The sequence below is a fragment of the Lachnospiraceae bacterium JLR.KK002 genome, from assembly GCA_036941025.1.
GTDB lineage: Bacteria > Bacillota > Clostridia > Lachnospirales > Lachnospiraceae > Petralouisia.
On sequence record JAYMNP010000001.1, the window covers coordinates 1,963,671 to 1,978,372 of the forward strand.

At 47.7% G+C, this 14,702-nt stretch carries 15 protein-coding genes; 5 read left to right on the forward strand and 10 right to left on the reverse strand.

The window, feature by feature from the left end; all coding sequences use genetic code 11:
* Positions 1-60: 60 nt before the first annotated feature.
* From VSQ32_09415 to VSQ32_09435, 5 genes are all read right to left on the reverse strand, one after another.
* Complete coding sequence (locus VSQ32_09415; GenBank protein MEH2943075.1) at positions 61-792, reverse strand: hypothetical protein; 732 nt, start codon at positions 790-792, stop codon at positions 61-63.
* A gap of 42 nt (positions 793-834) precedes the next feature.
* On the reverse strand, positions 835-1,530 hold the full coding sequence (locus VSQ32_09420) for a hypothetical protein (protein MEH2943076.1): 696 nt from the start codon (positions 1,528-1,530) through the stop codon (positions 835-837).
* Positions 1,531-1,648: 118 nt separating this feature from the next.
* Positions 1,649-2,386 carry a FlxA-like family protein gene (locus tag VSQ32_09425; GenBank protein MEH2943077.1) on the reverse strand — a complete coding sequence of 246 codons (738 nt, stop codon included), beginning with the start codon at positions 2,384-2,386 and terminating at the stop codon, positions 1,649-1,651.
* Between the two features lie 97 nt (positions 2,387-2,483).
* Positions 2,484-4,274 (reverse strand): aminopeptidase P family protein, encoded by a 1,791-nt coding sequence (locus VSQ32_09430; GenBank protein ID MEH2943078.1) that lies wholly within the window; start codon positions 4,272-4,274, stop codon positions 2,484-2,486.
* Positions 4,275-4,328: 54 nt separating this feature from the next.
* Positions 4,329-4,712: a RidA family protein gene (locus VSQ32_09435; protein MEH2943079.1), complete on the reverse strand. Its 384-nt coding sequence runs from the start codon at positions 4,710-4,712 to the stop codon at positions 4,329-4,331.
* A 168-nt stretch (positions 4,713-4,880) separates the two neighbouring features.
* Between VSQ32_09435 and VSQ32_09440 the strand changes: the two genes are divergently transcribed.
* From VSQ32_09440 to VSQ32_09450, 3 genes are read left to right on the forward strand one after another with little or no spacing between them, the layout of a single operon-like run.
* Positions 4,881-5,273, forward strand: coding sequence for a GntR family transcriptional regulator (locus tag VSQ32_09440; GenBank protein ID MEH2943080.1), 393 nt, complete (start codon positions 4,881-4,883; stop codon positions 5,271-5,273).
* Positions 5,254-5,949 (forward strand): ABC transporter ATP-binding protein, encoded by a 696-nt coding sequence (locus tag VSQ32_09445; protein MEH2943081.1) that lies wholly within the window; start codon positions 5,254-5,256, stop codon positions 5,947-5,949. Before VSQ32_09440 ends, VSQ32_09445 begins: the two co-directional genes overlap by 20 nt.
* Positions 5,943-6,791, forward strand: a complete 849-nt coding sequence (locus VSQ32_09450; protein ID MEH2943082.1) for a hypothetical protein — start codon at positions 5,943-5,945, stop codon at positions 6,789-6,791. Before VSQ32_09445 ends, VSQ32_09450 begins: the two co-directional genes overlap by 7 nt.
* A gap of 166 nt (positions 6,792-6,957) precedes the next feature.
* Here VSQ32_09450 and VSQ32_09455 read toward each other — a convergent pair whose 3' ends face one another.
* The 4 genes from VSQ32_09455 to VSQ32_09470 form a co-directional block, all read right to left on the reverse strand.
* A complete protein-coding gene (locus VSQ32_09455; protein ID MEH2943083.1) occupies positions 6,958-7,902 on the reverse strand; it encodes a helix-turn-helix transcriptional regulator in 945 nt (314 codons plus the stop codon).
* 161 nt (positions 7,903-8,063) lie between these two features.
* Positions 8,064-9,317, reverse strand: coding sequence for a HAMP domain-containing sensor histidine kinase (locus VSQ32_09460; GenBank protein MEH2943084.1), 1,254 nt, complete (start codon positions 9,315-9,317; stop codon positions 8,064-8,066).
* Between the two features lie 2 nt (positions 9,318-9,319).
* The gene (locus VSQ32_09465) at positions 9,320-10,003 is read right to left on the reverse strand and encodes a response regulator transcription factor (GenBank protein ID MEH2943085.1); all 684 of its coding nucleotides are present in this window, start codon (positions 10,001-10,003) and stop codon (positions 9,320-9,322) included.
* A gap of 22 nt (positions 10,004-10,025) precedes the next feature.
* Positions 10,026-10,829: a DUF975 family protein gene (locus tag VSQ32_09470; protein ID MEH2943086.1), complete on the reverse strand. Its 804-nt coding sequence runs from the start codon at positions 10,827-10,829 to the stop codon at positions 10,026-10,028.
* 168 nt (positions 10,830-10,997) lie between these two features.
* Between VSQ32_09470 and VSQ32_09475 the strand changes: the two genes are divergently transcribed.
* On the forward strand, positions 10,998-12,260 hold the full coding sequence (locus VSQ32_09475; GenBank protein MEH2943087.1) for a chloride channel protein: 1,263 nt from the start codon (positions 10,998-11,000) through the stop codon (positions 12,258-12,260).
* On the opposite strand, the gene VSQ32_09480 is transcribed toward VSQ32_09475, so the two are convergent.
* Complete coding sequence (locus VSQ32_09480; protein ID MEH2943088.1) at positions 12,241-13,251, reverse strand: asparaginase; 1,011 nt, start codon at positions 13,249-13,251, stop codon at positions 12,241-12,243. The genes VSQ32_09475 and VSQ32_09480 overlap by 20 nt on opposite strands.
* Positions 13,252-13,460: 209 nt before the next feature.
* On the opposite strand from VSQ32_09480, the gene VSQ32_09485 reads away from it, so the two are divergent.
* Complete coding sequence (locus VSQ32_09485; GenBank protein MEH2943089.1) at positions 13,461-14,654, forward strand: cation:proton antiporter; 1,194 nt, start codon at positions 13,461-13,463, stop codon at positions 14,652-14,654.
* Positions 14,655-14,702 lie beyond the last annotated feature (48 nt).

The window sequence follows — 14,702 nt, forward strand, 5'->3', positions numbered from 1 at the left end:
TTCCAAAATCAATAAGAATTCTGGTAACAGTTTAGCCTGTGGCTTCCCTGTTACGGACTTTTACGAATTCCGGTGCTTTCCGGATGGAAGAATCCGGTCTGCAATCAGTTCCAGCACCACTGCCAGAACAAAAAAGACAACAATGGCCACCACCGCTTTTCCAATGAGGATTTCAAAGGAATGCTTCTCCTGCCATTCATTGTCAATGGTATAGAGCACATAATCCGTGGGCGCCTGGTATTCCTCACAAACGGACGCCAGCGCCGTTTTGGCCCCCTGAGAAAATCCCTGCTTTCTGCCGATGGGAAGGGTTGTTTCCTTACCCTTTGCAATATTTTTGGCCAGACAGCGGTTCATCTGAGCCAGAATATGACTGCCGTCTTCCAGCTCAATGATATAGTAAGGCGTATAGTCCTGGGAAACATCCAGCGGGGACGTTCTGACCGTTGTTTTTTTCCGTCCAACGGCTCCGTTGCGGCGTCTCTGAAAATAATCTGCCCATTCCGCCAGGCTGTATACATTGGTTTTATAAATCTTCTCCGGCGTCACGGTGATATAATCCACATCGTTCAGCACTTCTTTCCATTCTTCCTGCGTCTTTACTTCCGGTATACCTTCTCCCGCAGGTTTTCCGGTATAAACCGTTCCTGGATTTCCCTCCATCTCCTGACTGCTGACAGCATCCGGTTTGTTCCCGCTCCACAAAATTCCTTCCATATTAAAATTGCTGAATACAAGAACTGCCGCTGCCAGCGAAAAAAGTACCAGTATAACATCCAACACTTTTCTCATTACTCAACTCTCCTGCACCAATCCGCTGAGACTGTATCCGGTTTACACTCTCACATCCAGACCACGGTAATATTTTCTCTGGTTTTCTTCTTTGAAATAAGCATAGGGTTCTCTCAGAGCCCCGGCTTCTTCCTTTATTTTCTCCATCTGACGGTCAAGCTGCTCTGAAACACTGTCTGCCCCATCCGGATTCTCCGCCGCAAGCTGTTCTTCCAGAAGCTGTTCCTGTGTTTCTTCCAACGCTTCCGCAGTTTCCTCCAGTACTTCTTCCATGGAGTCTGTAACTTCTTCCAGCATTTCTTCCAGAACACCTTCGTTTTCTTCCGTTCCGGCTGCTTCTTCTGCCAGTTCTTCCCGTCTTTCTTCCGGTGTCTTCGGCTCCAGTTTTTCGGCTGCCTCGGCGTTCTTCTCGCCCTGTTCCTGGGCTTCGTCCAGAATATGGGCCATCTGCTCGTTATTATAAGCCGCTTTCACCGCGGCAATCTCGTCCTCATAATTGTGAAACATTTCCAGCTTTCTGGCAATTTCTTCCACCGTACCGCATTCCATTTCCTTCAGCTTTTCTTTCTGATTTTCCCAGAATGCAATCTGATTTCCTGCCTTCTGCTGACGCTCCATTTTATCCTGGGTGCTTTTCAGCATACTGTTATGCAGGCCTGGCAGATTTCCCGCAAATACACTTTTTGACTGATAATTTCCCGGCGCATGGAATCCGGCGCCTGCCATACCTATATTCATAAAAACACCTGCGCTTTCCTGTCTTTTTTTCCCATGTTTTCAGGGTATATTTCGTCACATTCGCCGGATTCCTTAACCTTTTTCTTCCATCTGAATGAACCGGGGAATCAAAAGGGAATCAGAGGCGGATATCCACAAACTTTCCATCTTCCTGCTTTTCCTTCTCCTGCTGTTCGTTCTCTTTCTTATCTTTTTTATCCTGTAACTCCTCTTCTTCCCTGATTTTCTCCTGTTCAGAAGTATGTTCCGCCTTTTTCTCCCGCTCTTTTTCTTCTGTCTTTCTGATTTCTTCTCCAGCCTCTTCCAGTACGCCAATCTGAGAAGCCTTTGCCTTTTCCACGCGTTCTTCCAGTTCGGCAAGCCTGCTTAATTTACCCTCCACATCCTGATCCCGTTTCTGGTCCAGCTTAATATCTGACTGTATGGTTCTGGCTTCCCCTTCCAGACGGGAGGCTACGCTTCCGTAGGATTTTGCCTGTTTCATGGCAGTATCCGCCGAAACCAGGGCCTCCATACCGGCCCTGGAAAATCCCTGTTCCTGCTGCTTTTTCTGCTCCTGCCGATTTCCATTGTTCTGCTGCTCTGCCGCCTCTTTCTGTGCCTTCTGCTTTTCTCTGCGCTGCTCCATCTGATGCTGGCGGAGCTGTTGATTCAAATCGGTAATCTGCTGCTGCAATTCCTGACGTTTTTTCATTTTTTCTTCCGCGGTCAGCTCTTTGTTCCCGGATAATTCCTGCAGGGCTTTCTGCGCATTTGCAATCTGCTTGCGGATACTTTTGCTCACGGCATCCTCCCCCTGCGTTATATTCCATGTTCCTGCTGATATACCTGATTCTTTTGCTCCGCTGACTTTCATTTCCGTACCCTCCCTGGCTGTTTCGTTTCCTGTTACTCCGTGAACATAATTCCTGTATTTCTTTATATATCGTCTGTTCCGGCAATCTAATCAACTGTCAGATTTCCCTGGTATACACTTTCAGCCAGTCCTGCTCTTCCTGAGTCAGGAAAGGTGCAATCTTTTCATAGACCATCTTATGGTAATCATTCAGCAGCTTCCGCTCGGAAGCAGTCATTTCTTCCGGCAGAATGGCGTCCAGATCTATGGGCGCATATGTGATGATTTCAAATTCCATAAACTGTCCGTATTCATTTTTTTCTGCCTTCCTGCAAATCAGTTCGTTCTCGGTACGGATTCCGTACTTTCCTTCCAGATAAACCCCAGGTTCGTCTGTGGTAACCATCCCTTCTTCCAGCACGCAGCTGTCATCACGTTCCGGCACTATTTTCCAGCGGAACCCGTTGGGGCCTTCATGCACATTCAGCAGGTATCCGATTCCATGGCCCGTGCCGCATTTATAATCCAGCCCCAGGTTCCACAGAGGGCCTCTGGACAGAATATCCAGATTCAGTCCCCGGCATCCGTGGAGGAATTTTGCCGCCGCAAGATTCAGATTGGAACGGCACACCGTAGTAAAGTGGAATTTTTCCTCCTCTGTGAGGGTTCCAAGGGCCATCGTCCTGGTAATATCCGTGCTTCCGTCCAGGTAATGTCCGCCGGAGTCCACCAGCAGAAATCCCTCCGGTTTCAGTTCCGCGTCGGATTCAGGTGTGGCGGTATAATGCATCATGGCTGCATTCGGGCCATAGGCGCTAATCGTATCAAAACTTAAATCTACAAATAATTTCTGCTCCCGTCTGCATGTTTCCAGATAATCTGAAGCAGAAATCTCCGTAATTTTCTGTTTGCCGATATTGGTCTTTAACCAGTACATAAATTTTGTAAAAGCCACACCGTCTTTGATATGGGCGTTTCGGATATTGGAAAGCTCTGTCTCATTCTTTACGGCTTTCATCCATTCTGTGGGATTCGGCTTTCTCACCGTCTTAACATCATCCTTCAGGCTGTGGACGATGCGGTAATTGACAATATTTTCATCCAGCAGAACCGTTTCTCCCGCCGGAATCCCGCCTGCATAGTCGTAGATTTCCTCATAGGGTTTCAGGATAATTCCGTTTTTCCCGCAGTATTCCCGCAGAGTATCATTCAGTACTTCTTCATGGAGGAACCAGTAACTTTCTTCCATGGTAACCGCTGCAAAAGACAGTACCACCGGCACATGGTCAATGTCTCCGCCCCGGATGTTAAACAGCCAGGCAATGTCGTACAGTGAGGTGAGGATGTGGACGCCTGCATTCTGCTCCCGCATCTTTTCCCGTACCCGTTTCAGCTTGTTTTCAGTACTTTCTCCCGCATACTTTTCTTCTAATATAAATACCGGATGTTTGGGAAGCTGCGGACGTTCTTTCCAGATGATTCCCACCAGATCTTCGTCCACGGACAGGCTGCCTTTTTTATCCGTTACAATTTTCTCATAATCGGCCCCCGATTTTGCATTCATCACCCGGCCGTCAAATCCCAGGCAGCCGCCTTCGGGCAGATTTATTTCCACATATTCCTTTACGGTGGGCACGCCCTCTTCTCCCATGGGAAACAGCGTCACCGGAGTTCCCATAAGCTGCTTTTCCGCCTGTATAAAATATCTTCCGTCGGTCCATAACCCCGCTTCTGTCCTGGTAATCACTGCGGTTCCGGCAGAACCGGTAAATCCTGTAATAAATTTTCTGGCTTTGAAATAATCGCCCACATACTCTGATTCGTGGAAATCAGACGTAGGCACAATGTATATATCCACGTTCCTTTTCTGCATTTCTGCCCGGAGCGCTTCGATTCTCTCTGCTACCAATCTGTTCTCTCCTTCAAAATTTAATGTATGGTTCATCATCTCTGCATTCCCATATTATGCTTCTTTTTTCACAGCAATGGCCTCAATTTCCACCAGCCCCTCTTTGGGCAGCCTTGCGGCCTGTACGCAGGAGCGTGCCGGTGCATCCCCCGGAAAATACTGTGCATAAATTTCATTTACTTTTGCAAAATCGTTGATATCATTTAAAAATACGTTGGTCTTTACCACATGTTCCATATCGCTCCCGGCTGCTTCCAGTACTGCAGCAAGGTTCTTCAGGCTCTGGTGTGTCTGTGCTTCCACGCCTCCCGGCAGCGTTCCGCTCTCCGGAATCAGTCCAAGCTGCCCGGAAGTAAAAATCAGCCCGTTTGCTTCCACTGCATGTACATAAGGTCCCACTGCTGCCGGCGCCTTTGGCGCATTGATTGATTTCTTCATATTCTGCTTCCTCTTTTCCTGATAAACAGTTACATTATTTTAACGTTTTTATTCTATCACGTTCCGAATATTTCTTCAATCTAAAACGTAACACTTGACTTTTTGTCCAAAACGTCTTATTGTATTATTAATGTAGTACAATCATACATAGAGAAACGAGGTGATTGAATGCCATGGAACTTGAATTCTGACCGGCCCATTTTCATTCAGATTATAGAAAAAATCCAGATGGACATTATATCGGGGCTGTATCGGCCCGGCGATAAACTGCCTTCTGTCCGGGAGCTCGCTCAGGAAGCGTCTGTAAATCCCAACACCATGCAGAAAGCTCTTTCCGAACTGGAACGGACAGGGCTTGTCTACTCCCAGCGCACCAGTGGACGATTTATTACGGAGGATATGACCATGATTGAAAAATTAAAATCAGAACTTGCAAAAGAAATGGTGACCCAATTTCTGGAAAACATGCTGAAACTGGGATTTCAGAAAGAAGACGCTATTTCACTTCTTACGGAACTCACAGAACAGGAAGGAGGCAGCGATGACACTGCTGGAATGTAATGCCCTCATGAAAACCTACGAAACCATCCCGGCCCTTACAGACGTCTCCCTTACGATTGAAGGAGGTCACATCATCGGCCTGCTGGGGCCCAACGGAAGCGGCAAAACCACACTGCTCAAACTGATTGCGGGGCTGCTGCAGCCCACCTCCGGAACCATACGCATTCAGGGCGAGCCTGTGGGCACTGCCAGTAAAAATCTTATTTCCTATCTTCCGGACCACTGTTACCTGAACCAGTCCATGAAGATACGGGAAATCATTGCATTTTTTCAGGATTTTTACAGGGACTTTGCATCAGAACGGGCTTATGACATGCTGGAAAAACTGGACATAGACCCAGGCTGCAAATTAAAAACCCTTTCCAAAGGAACCAGGGAGAAGGTACAGCTGATTCTGGTTATGAGCCGACGGGCAGGGCTCTATATACTGGACGAACCCATTGCCGGCGTGGACCCTGCCGCAAGAGACTACATTTTACAGACCATTCTGGGAAATTATGACGAACATGCCACCATAATCATTTCCACCCATTTGATTTCTGATATTGAAAATATCCTGGACCAGGTTATTTTTCTTCAGAACGGCAGAATCCACACCCACGCTTCCGTAGATGAACTGCGGGAACAGAGCCGCAAATCCATCGACACTTTATTCCGGGAGGTATTCAGATGTTAGGAAAACTCTTAAAACATGAATGGAAATCCACCTGCAAAATAATGACGGCCGCAAATCTTACGCTGCTGCTGCTGACACTGACCGGCTGCTGCATTTTAAACACGGATATATTTGACAGCCAGGAGTCTGCGCTGCTGGCTGTTTTTCTGATTATTTTTTATGCCCTTTCCCTGGCAGCCTTCAGTATCATAACCGGGATTTATCTCTACGCCCGCTTTTACCGGAATCTGTTTACTTCTCAGGGTTACCTGATGCACACCCTGCCTGTCACTCCTCTGCAGCTGTTTCATTCCAAACTGCTGGTGGGATATTTCTGGTCTTCCGTAAATGCCCTGCTCACCATCCTGTCCGTAATACTGCTGTCCTTCGTTGCCGGGTATCATTATGTAGATACCTACGGCGCGGAAAACGTTCAGGATTTGCTGCAGGATCTGGACATGGTAATCTCCACCGGAAACGGTGACTGGACCATATCTTTCCGCAATCTCTTTGGCTATACGCCTCTGCAGATTCTGGGACTTATGATTCTCTTGCAGCTCTCCGGCAGCCTGGCCAGCCTTCTGATGGGATATGTGAGTATCCTGCTGGGACAGCTTATGGAAAAATACCGTCTGGCCTGCGCCATTGGATTTTACATCGCCCTTTATATCGGAAATCAGATTATCAGCTCTGTGCTGATTCTCTCACCCACCTTATACAAATCCGTTTCCACGATGGGCAGTTTCCTGAACAGCTATTACAAAAATATGCTTCCGGCTGCTGTTTTCAGCCAGCTAATCCTGTCCTTCATATTCTATATGGTATCTGTCCTGCTTATGAGGCGGAAATTAAATCTTGATTAGTTATTCTATCATGGCACAGCCGGTATTATTTTATCACAGAACTTTCCTTTTCCCCATATGGAAATCCGCAAAAATAAATTCGCGGATTTCCATATGGGGTTTCTTCTGTCCCTCTGCTATACTATGGTCTGTGGGAGAGGTGTTTTCCGGAAATGCTCACAGACTTTTATTCCACCATATAGCACCCGGCAGAAGCCAGCCCGTAATGCAGACGGGCATATTCCCTCACTTCTTCAGCGCGTTCACGCTGATTCATCATCTGAAACAGGGCAATACTCTGGAAAAAATATTGCTCTGACCTGTCGTATTGTCCCAGCTCTGCCAGTCCGCAGGCCTTGCAGTGCAGCAGCGCGGGAAGCGTATGCAGCTTTCCGTATTCCATGCAGTGCTCAATTCCTGTCTGGCAGCAAGCCAGGGCGTCTTCAAACATCCCGGCCTGATACAGCCAGGATGACATTTTCTGTATCACCATCAGATATCTGACAGACATTTCCTCGCTGTCCGGATTACGTCGTTCCATATATTCTTTCAGCTCCGACAGCAGCTGCAGACTGTCCCAGAGCCTGCCCATACTGTGGCAGATACACCCGATACTGTACAGAATGGCAATTTCATGGCAGGTCAGGAGCCTGTCATGAATATGGCCGTCAAATTCCGGCATGGTCATATGGATTGTATGCAGCAGTTCCTGCAGCACCCATTCCAAAGGCTCTCCCCTGTGTTTCCCAATCATTACTCTGGCAAAACTCAGGTACTGCTCCTCTGTTTTCAGCCGGTATGTTTTCCCGGAACTTTTTCTGATATTCCGCTCCATGCAGTCTGCAATTTTTTCTGCCTGCTCAAAATCTTCTTTCCTGAGACTGCGCGCCAGCTTCTGCTCCAGCTCCCACTGCTCCCGTTCCCTCTGGCTAAAATACATGCCTTCTGCCCGCTCTGTCATTCCAAGCCGCTGCAGCAGTCCTTCCAGTATTTTTCTTCCCGGCACCTGAAGTCCGTTCTCAATCCGTGACAGAGTGGAGGTTGTGCAGATTCCATAACCGAGTTCTTCCTGAGAATATCCCTGGCGTTCTCTGGCGTCCCTTATTAATTCGCCGACTGTGTAATAAGCCATATACGTCTTCCCCTTTTCTTTTTTCTGCACCTATCATATAAACAAGGCCCCTGCCCCAAAAGAAAACACGCATTTTGCATGTTTTTTCCTGCAAAACGCGTGTTTTTTCTCCATTTCAATAGGAAATTTATCCTGAATTTTCCGGTGTTTTCGGCAGTATTTTACTGATTTAAAGCGTGAAATTTTTCAGGTTCCGACATGCTGCAGGGCAGACGTATCAGAAAGGTTTTGGTATATAATTCTCCTTCCTCCTGATCCAGTGTAAGGCTCCCTCCGTGCATGTCAATGATTTTCCAGGCAATGCTCAGGCCCAGGCCGCTGCCTCCTCTGCTTTTGCGGGATTCATCTCCCAGCACAAAGGGGTCAAACATATATTTTGCTGTTTCCCGGGGAATTTTGACGCCATCGTCACATACCCTGACAGTCACCTGTTCTTCTTCATACTCAGCCTTTACCCAAACCCGCGTCCCTTTCGGATTATGGCGGATGGCATTGTTCAGCAGATTGGAAACCACACGCTGAAACTGCACTCTGTCCACCTGCATCCGGATTTCCTCTTCCGGGATTTCCGGCAGAATTTCCATTTCCTTTTCCTCAAAATCCATATACAGGTTTGCAACAGTTTCCCGCAGCAGTTCCCACAGATTTTCTTCTGTTTTCTTTAGCTGATATCCTTCGCTGTCCAGCTTCACATATTCAAACAGCAGATTCAAAAGACTGCTCATCTGCATGGATTTTCCGTATATGGTTTCCAGATATTCTTTCCGGGGCAGTACCGTCTTCCCTTCTTTTCCTGTAAAATCCGAATCTTCCTCCCCGCCGGATTCCTCCAGCAGGGCCCTGGCATAGCCTGCCACGGCCGTCATGGGTGTTTTCAGGTCATGGGCCACATCTGACAGCAGCAGACTTCTCCGCCTGTCATATTCCTCCCGCTGCTGCCGCTCCTGTGCTTCCAGCTCCTTTACATGCTGTTCTGCCATCCGGCTGAATGCAAAGGCCGCAATAACATAAGGGAGTATCAGGGTAATGATGACAAAAATCGTCAGGGCTGCGGTTCCCAGCAGATAGAGTCTGGCTTCCCGGCCCGTCATATTTCTCGTCTGAGTTACAATCCAGGTAGTCAGGCGGTCTCCGGCAAACTGCTCCGCCATCCCCTGCAGTCCGGTCTTCAGCGGATCCGGAAGCAGGCCGCAGATTCCCATAGCCGCCAGATAGGCTGCTCCCCGGATTAGCAATCCCACCGTCTGGCCTCTTTCCAGCTCCATCATAAAAAACCGGAAATGCAGCGTCTCTCCCAGCCAGGGATAAATAATCCCTTCGTACAGAAGATTCAGCATCTGCTCGCTGAGGGCCAGAAGAATCAGAATCATCAGAAAGCGCCGGATTAAAAACCATTTCCATGTTTCATGTTTCATGTTTATTTCTCCATCCGATATCCCAGCCCCCGTATGGTCTTAATATATGCTCCGCTGTCCTCTGACAGCTTTGCCCGAAGGCGGCTGATACACACCATAATATTGTTGTCTGCAATGGCGTATTCCTCGCCCCACACATTTTCATACACCTGCTGCTTTGTATACACTTTGCCCGGATGTTCCATAAAAAGCCGCAACAGTTTGTATTCCACGGAAGTAAGATTAATCGGTTCTTCCCCTCGGTACACCAGGCAGGCTTCCGTATCAAGCCTCAGGTCCCGGACTACAAGCTGTTTCAAATCTCCGCTTCTGGCTCCCAGCGAATAAAATCTCCGGATATTGGAATTGATTCTGGCCATGGCTTCCATGGGATTAAAGGGTTTGGCCAGATAATCGTCCGCGCCTAAGTCCAGTCCCAGAATCTTGTCTGTGTCCCGGTCTTTCGCCGAGAGAATCATCACCGGAATATTGCTGGTCTCCCGCAGCTTTTTCAGTACATTATAGCCGTCCATCCGGGGCATCATAATATCCAGAAGCGCCATATCTGTCTCCCCCTGTTCCAGGAGAGACAATGCTTCCCTGCCATCTGAGGCCTCCGCTACCTGATATCCGTCTTTCTCCAGGTACAGCCGCAGCAAATCCCGAATTTCCTTTTCATCGTCCGCCACCAGAATCCTGTATGCCATAAGTTTCTCCCTCCTCTGCTTTTCACGGATTGTTTTGCAGATACTGCACTTTCAGCGTCTGATACAGGGCCGCACCGGTCTGTTCCACATAAGGATTCAGATAAAAAATCCCCAGAATCCCCAGTGTGATACCGTTTAACAGATACCAGCCCAGGAAAGACAAATCCAGTACAAATGCTTTCCACTTATTTCCGTACATCATGGTTTTGCTGAGTTCAAACACACGTTCTTTTTCCAGATCCGGCTGTTCCCCAAGAATATAGGGAACCATCTGATATTCATAACTTTTTATAATTCCGGGAACAATCAGCAGCAACAGCCACAGAAAAATATAAAGTTTCCGGAAAAACTCTGTTTTCACGCAGTTTTTATATCCATGATCAAAAGCATAGCATATTTCTTTCATCTGTGCCGGTTCTTTCAGATTTTTTACAAAAAACCGCCGGATTCCCACAGACAGGGGATTGAATACGAAAATATCCAAAGGCAGCACCACCAGGAATACAATAAGCAGGACAAGCAGTATTACAATGACAAATACCATCAGAAATACACCAATACCATCCTCCAGAATCATGTCTGCCAGTTCCTCATCTTCATAATACACCCCATTTTCGTAATGCCATTCTTCCTGATTATGTTCCTGTGAGTATTCATATTCGGAATCATCATCGCTGTCCAGCCCGGCAGCCGCCCCGCCGAACGAGCTGACAGAACTCCCTCCGCCGCATACAACTGCCAGCAGCAGCGCCGCCAGCACCATCTTCCAGTAATTCAGGCTGACACATCTTCTGGCTTTCTCCTTCAGTTCTTTTCTCGACCACATGTTATATCCTCCTTTTTCTCTGTTCCTTTACCGGCTTTATCATACTCTTCCGGCCTTAACAGAGAAATTCCTTTTTCTTACAATAACCTTACAAATCGTCTTGTCTTTTTTTTCAGCGGATGATAAGATGGACACAGACCTGAAAATTGATACATTGGGAGTTTTGTTATGATAAAAGAAGAATTTGAACAGTACATAAGGCATCTTTCCGGACGTTTCCTGGTATTTCTCAAATGGATGGTATTTTCCATATTATCCGGCCTTCTGGTGGGAAGCGCCGGCGCTCTGTTCCATTACTGTATTACCTTTGCCACCGGCGCAAGAGCTTCTTATCCATGGCTGATTTATTTTCTGCCCGGAGCAGGGCTCCTGATTGTGGGAGCCTATCATATTATGCACGATGAAAAAGATACCGGTACCAATCTGGTGCTTGCCGCCATCTATTCCGGCAAACACATTCCGCTGAAAATGGCGCCTCTGATTTTTATTTCCACTGTCATAACCCATTTGTTCGGCGGTTCCGCCGGACGGGAAGGAGCCGCTTTGCAGCTTGGCGGCAGTATCGGCAACTCCCTGGGGACTTTGTTCCGTTTTGATGAAAAAGACCGGCATATCATGATTATGTGCGGTATGAGCGCCGCCTTTTCCGTGCTTTTCGGCACTCCCATGGCTGCCGCTATTTTTTCCATGGAAGTAGTCAGCGTGGGCATTATGCACTATGCCGCCCTGGTTCCCTGCGTGATTTCTTCTCTGGTGGCTCAGGGCATTGCCCGCTATTGCCAGATTGCCCCGGAACAGTTTCTCATTTCCGGCCTTCCGGAATTCTCCGTTACATCTGCAGCCGCCATCGCTGTGCTGGCCATGCTGTGCGCCGGAGTCAGCACACTGTTCTGCGTAATTCTGCATAACAGCGAAAAACTTTACAAAAAATACTTTCCCAACCCCTATGCCAGAATTTTTGCCGGAGGCATCTTCCTGATTCTTCTCACTCTGCTGGTTGGAAATCAGGATTATAACGGTTCCGGTATGGTGCTGATTGCGGAATGTTTTGAAAATGATTACCAGCCTTACGGCTTTCTGCTGAAAATGCTGTTTACTGCTGTTACGCTGGGCGCCGGCTACAAAGGCGGCGAAATTGTGCCCTCCTTTGCTGTGGGGGCTACAGCAGGCTGCCTGTTTGGGAATCTCACGGGCTTTGCGCCGGAACTCTGTACTGCGGCCGGCATGGGCGCCGTATTCTGCGGCGTAACCAACTGTCCCATTACCTCCCTGTTAATCAGCTTTGAACTGTTCGGCTATGAAGGAATGCCCTATTATCTGCTGTCCGTTTCCCTGGGGTATATGCTGTCCGGTTACTATGGCCTGTATCACAGCCAGAAGATTGTGTACTCCAAATACAAGACGGAATTCATCAACCGGAAAACCCGTTAAATATTAAATCATAATTTATTTTTTTATAAAACAACTGGTTAATATCGGATTTCTCTGTTCCTCTGTTGGCCAGCAGCCACATGGTTTTGGCAATCACCGCTTCCAGAGTCATATCATAGGATTCCAGGAAGCGGCATTCTTTTTTGATTTTATTCCCCACTTCATAAACAGTCATATCGCTGCCTTCATGGGTCACCTGAGTGGCCATGATAATCACTTTTTCCGGATGGGTTTCATACATTTCATAGAACATATCGGAAATAGAGGCAGGAATACCTCCTACACCGAAACTTTCCACAATAATGGCGTCATACTGTTTAAACAGAAATTTCAGCCCTTTGGGCGAAATGCCGGGAATCAGCTTCATCAGAAAAATATTGTCATTCATTTTCTCGTAAAAAGCCACCGGTTCTTCAAAGGGAACCGCAGGGATATAACGCATAATTCGTCCGTCCTGTATCGTGGCCAGAAACGGAAAATCAATACTGTCAAAGGCGTTGTAGCTTTTGGAGCGGATTTTCCTGGCTCTGGTACCGGCAATCACTTTCCCTCCAAACACAATCTGAACCCCCTGAGAGCCATCATCCGCCGCATAGCGGAAGCTGTCCAGCAGATTGGTTTTAGCGTCTGTGATTTCCAGATCAACAGATTTCTGGGCGCCGGTGATTACAATGGGTCTGGAGGAATTCTGTATCATATAGGACAGGGCTGCCGCCGTATATGCCATGGTGTCGGTTCCATGGGCTATCACGAACCCATCGTATGCTTCGTAATTGTCCCTTACCGCTTTCATTATCATGTTCCAGTGCCTGGGCTCCATATTGGTGCTGTCAATATTGCAGATTTGTACTGCAGAAGGGTTGCAAAACTCATATACGTCCGGAATATACGACAGGATTTCCTCGGCGCGAATCAGCGGTATAAGCCCGTTTCCGGAGTTTTGGGAGGCAATGGTCCCTCCCGTGGCAATCAGTAAAATTTTCTTCTTCATAATGGTTTCCTTTCTCAGGTCAGATGTCCCGGTTCCTGCCGGCCTGCCCGCAGGAACCGGGACATTTGGGATACTCTGATTATCATAGTAAATTTTTACCTGAAATACAATTACTTTTTCCATAAATATCGGTAATTTTTCAACTTGTTTTTTTTTATTTATGGATGTATAATTCCTTAGAATTACATAAGCTGGACGGAGGTATTTTTATGAGTTATGATTATCTGTTGTATTTGGCTATTATTCTTATGAGCACAAAGCTGCTGGGATTAATCACCCGGCGGGCCCATATGCCTCAGGTGGTGGGTGCGCTGCTGGCCGGGCTGATTCTTGGGCCTGCATGTCTGGACTTAATCGAGAGCAGCACCTTTTTAAATCAGATTTCCGAAATCGGCGTGATTGTCCTGATGTTTATGGCGGGTCTTGAGACAGACACGGATGAGCTGAAACGTTCCGGTCTTGCCTCTTTTGTGATTGCCCTTATGGGTGTGCTGCTTCCGCTGGCAGGCGGTTTCGGCGTTGCTTATGCCTGCGGCGTATCTTCCCCTGATCTGTCTTCCAGTGAACTGCTGCAGAATATATTTATCGGTATTATCCTTACCGCAACCTCGGTAAGTATTACGGTAGAGACTTTAAAGGAAATGGGAAAAGTTTCCACCAAAGCCGGAACTGCCATTCTGGGCGCCGCCATTATCGACGATATCCTGGGTATTGTGGCGCTGACTCTGGTTACCAGCATGGCGGACCCCAATACCAACATCCTCCTGGTACTGCTGAAAATCGTGGGATTCTTTGTATTTGCCGCAATTTTCGGTATTGCATTCGGATTTGTAATGCAGAAATGGGTTTCCCTGGACCCAAGGCCCAACCGGCGCCACGTAATCATGACTTTTGCGTTCTGCCTTGTGATGTCGTTCTGTGCGGAACATTTCTTCGGCGTGGCTGACATCACCGGCGCCTATGTGGCAGGCCTTGTACTGAGCCACAGTACCAAACGGGAGATTATTTATAGGGAATTTGATACGGTATCCTATCTGCTGGTTGCCCCGGTATTTTTTGCCAGCATTGGTTTAAAAGTGGAACTGAGCTCCATGTCCTCCGGTGTCCTTTTATTTACCGGCCTGCTTCTGCTCGTGGCTATCCTCACCAAAGTACTGGGCTGCGGACTGGGTGCAAAGGCCATGGGCTACAGCGGAAAAGAATCTTTCCAGATTGGAATCGGTATGATTTCCCGCGGCGAGGTTGCTCTGATTGTGGCCAACAAGGGCGAATCACTGGGTCTTCTTGCAGGCTCCCTGTACGCCCCTATTGTAATCACCGTGGTGGTCACCACCATTCTGACACCCATACTTCTTAAAATTGCATTTAAGGAAAAGGGAAATTCATCTCCCGCAGTTTCCTGACCGGTGCACCCTGTTTTTCTGACTGTACGGAAAGGCAGGGTGTATTTT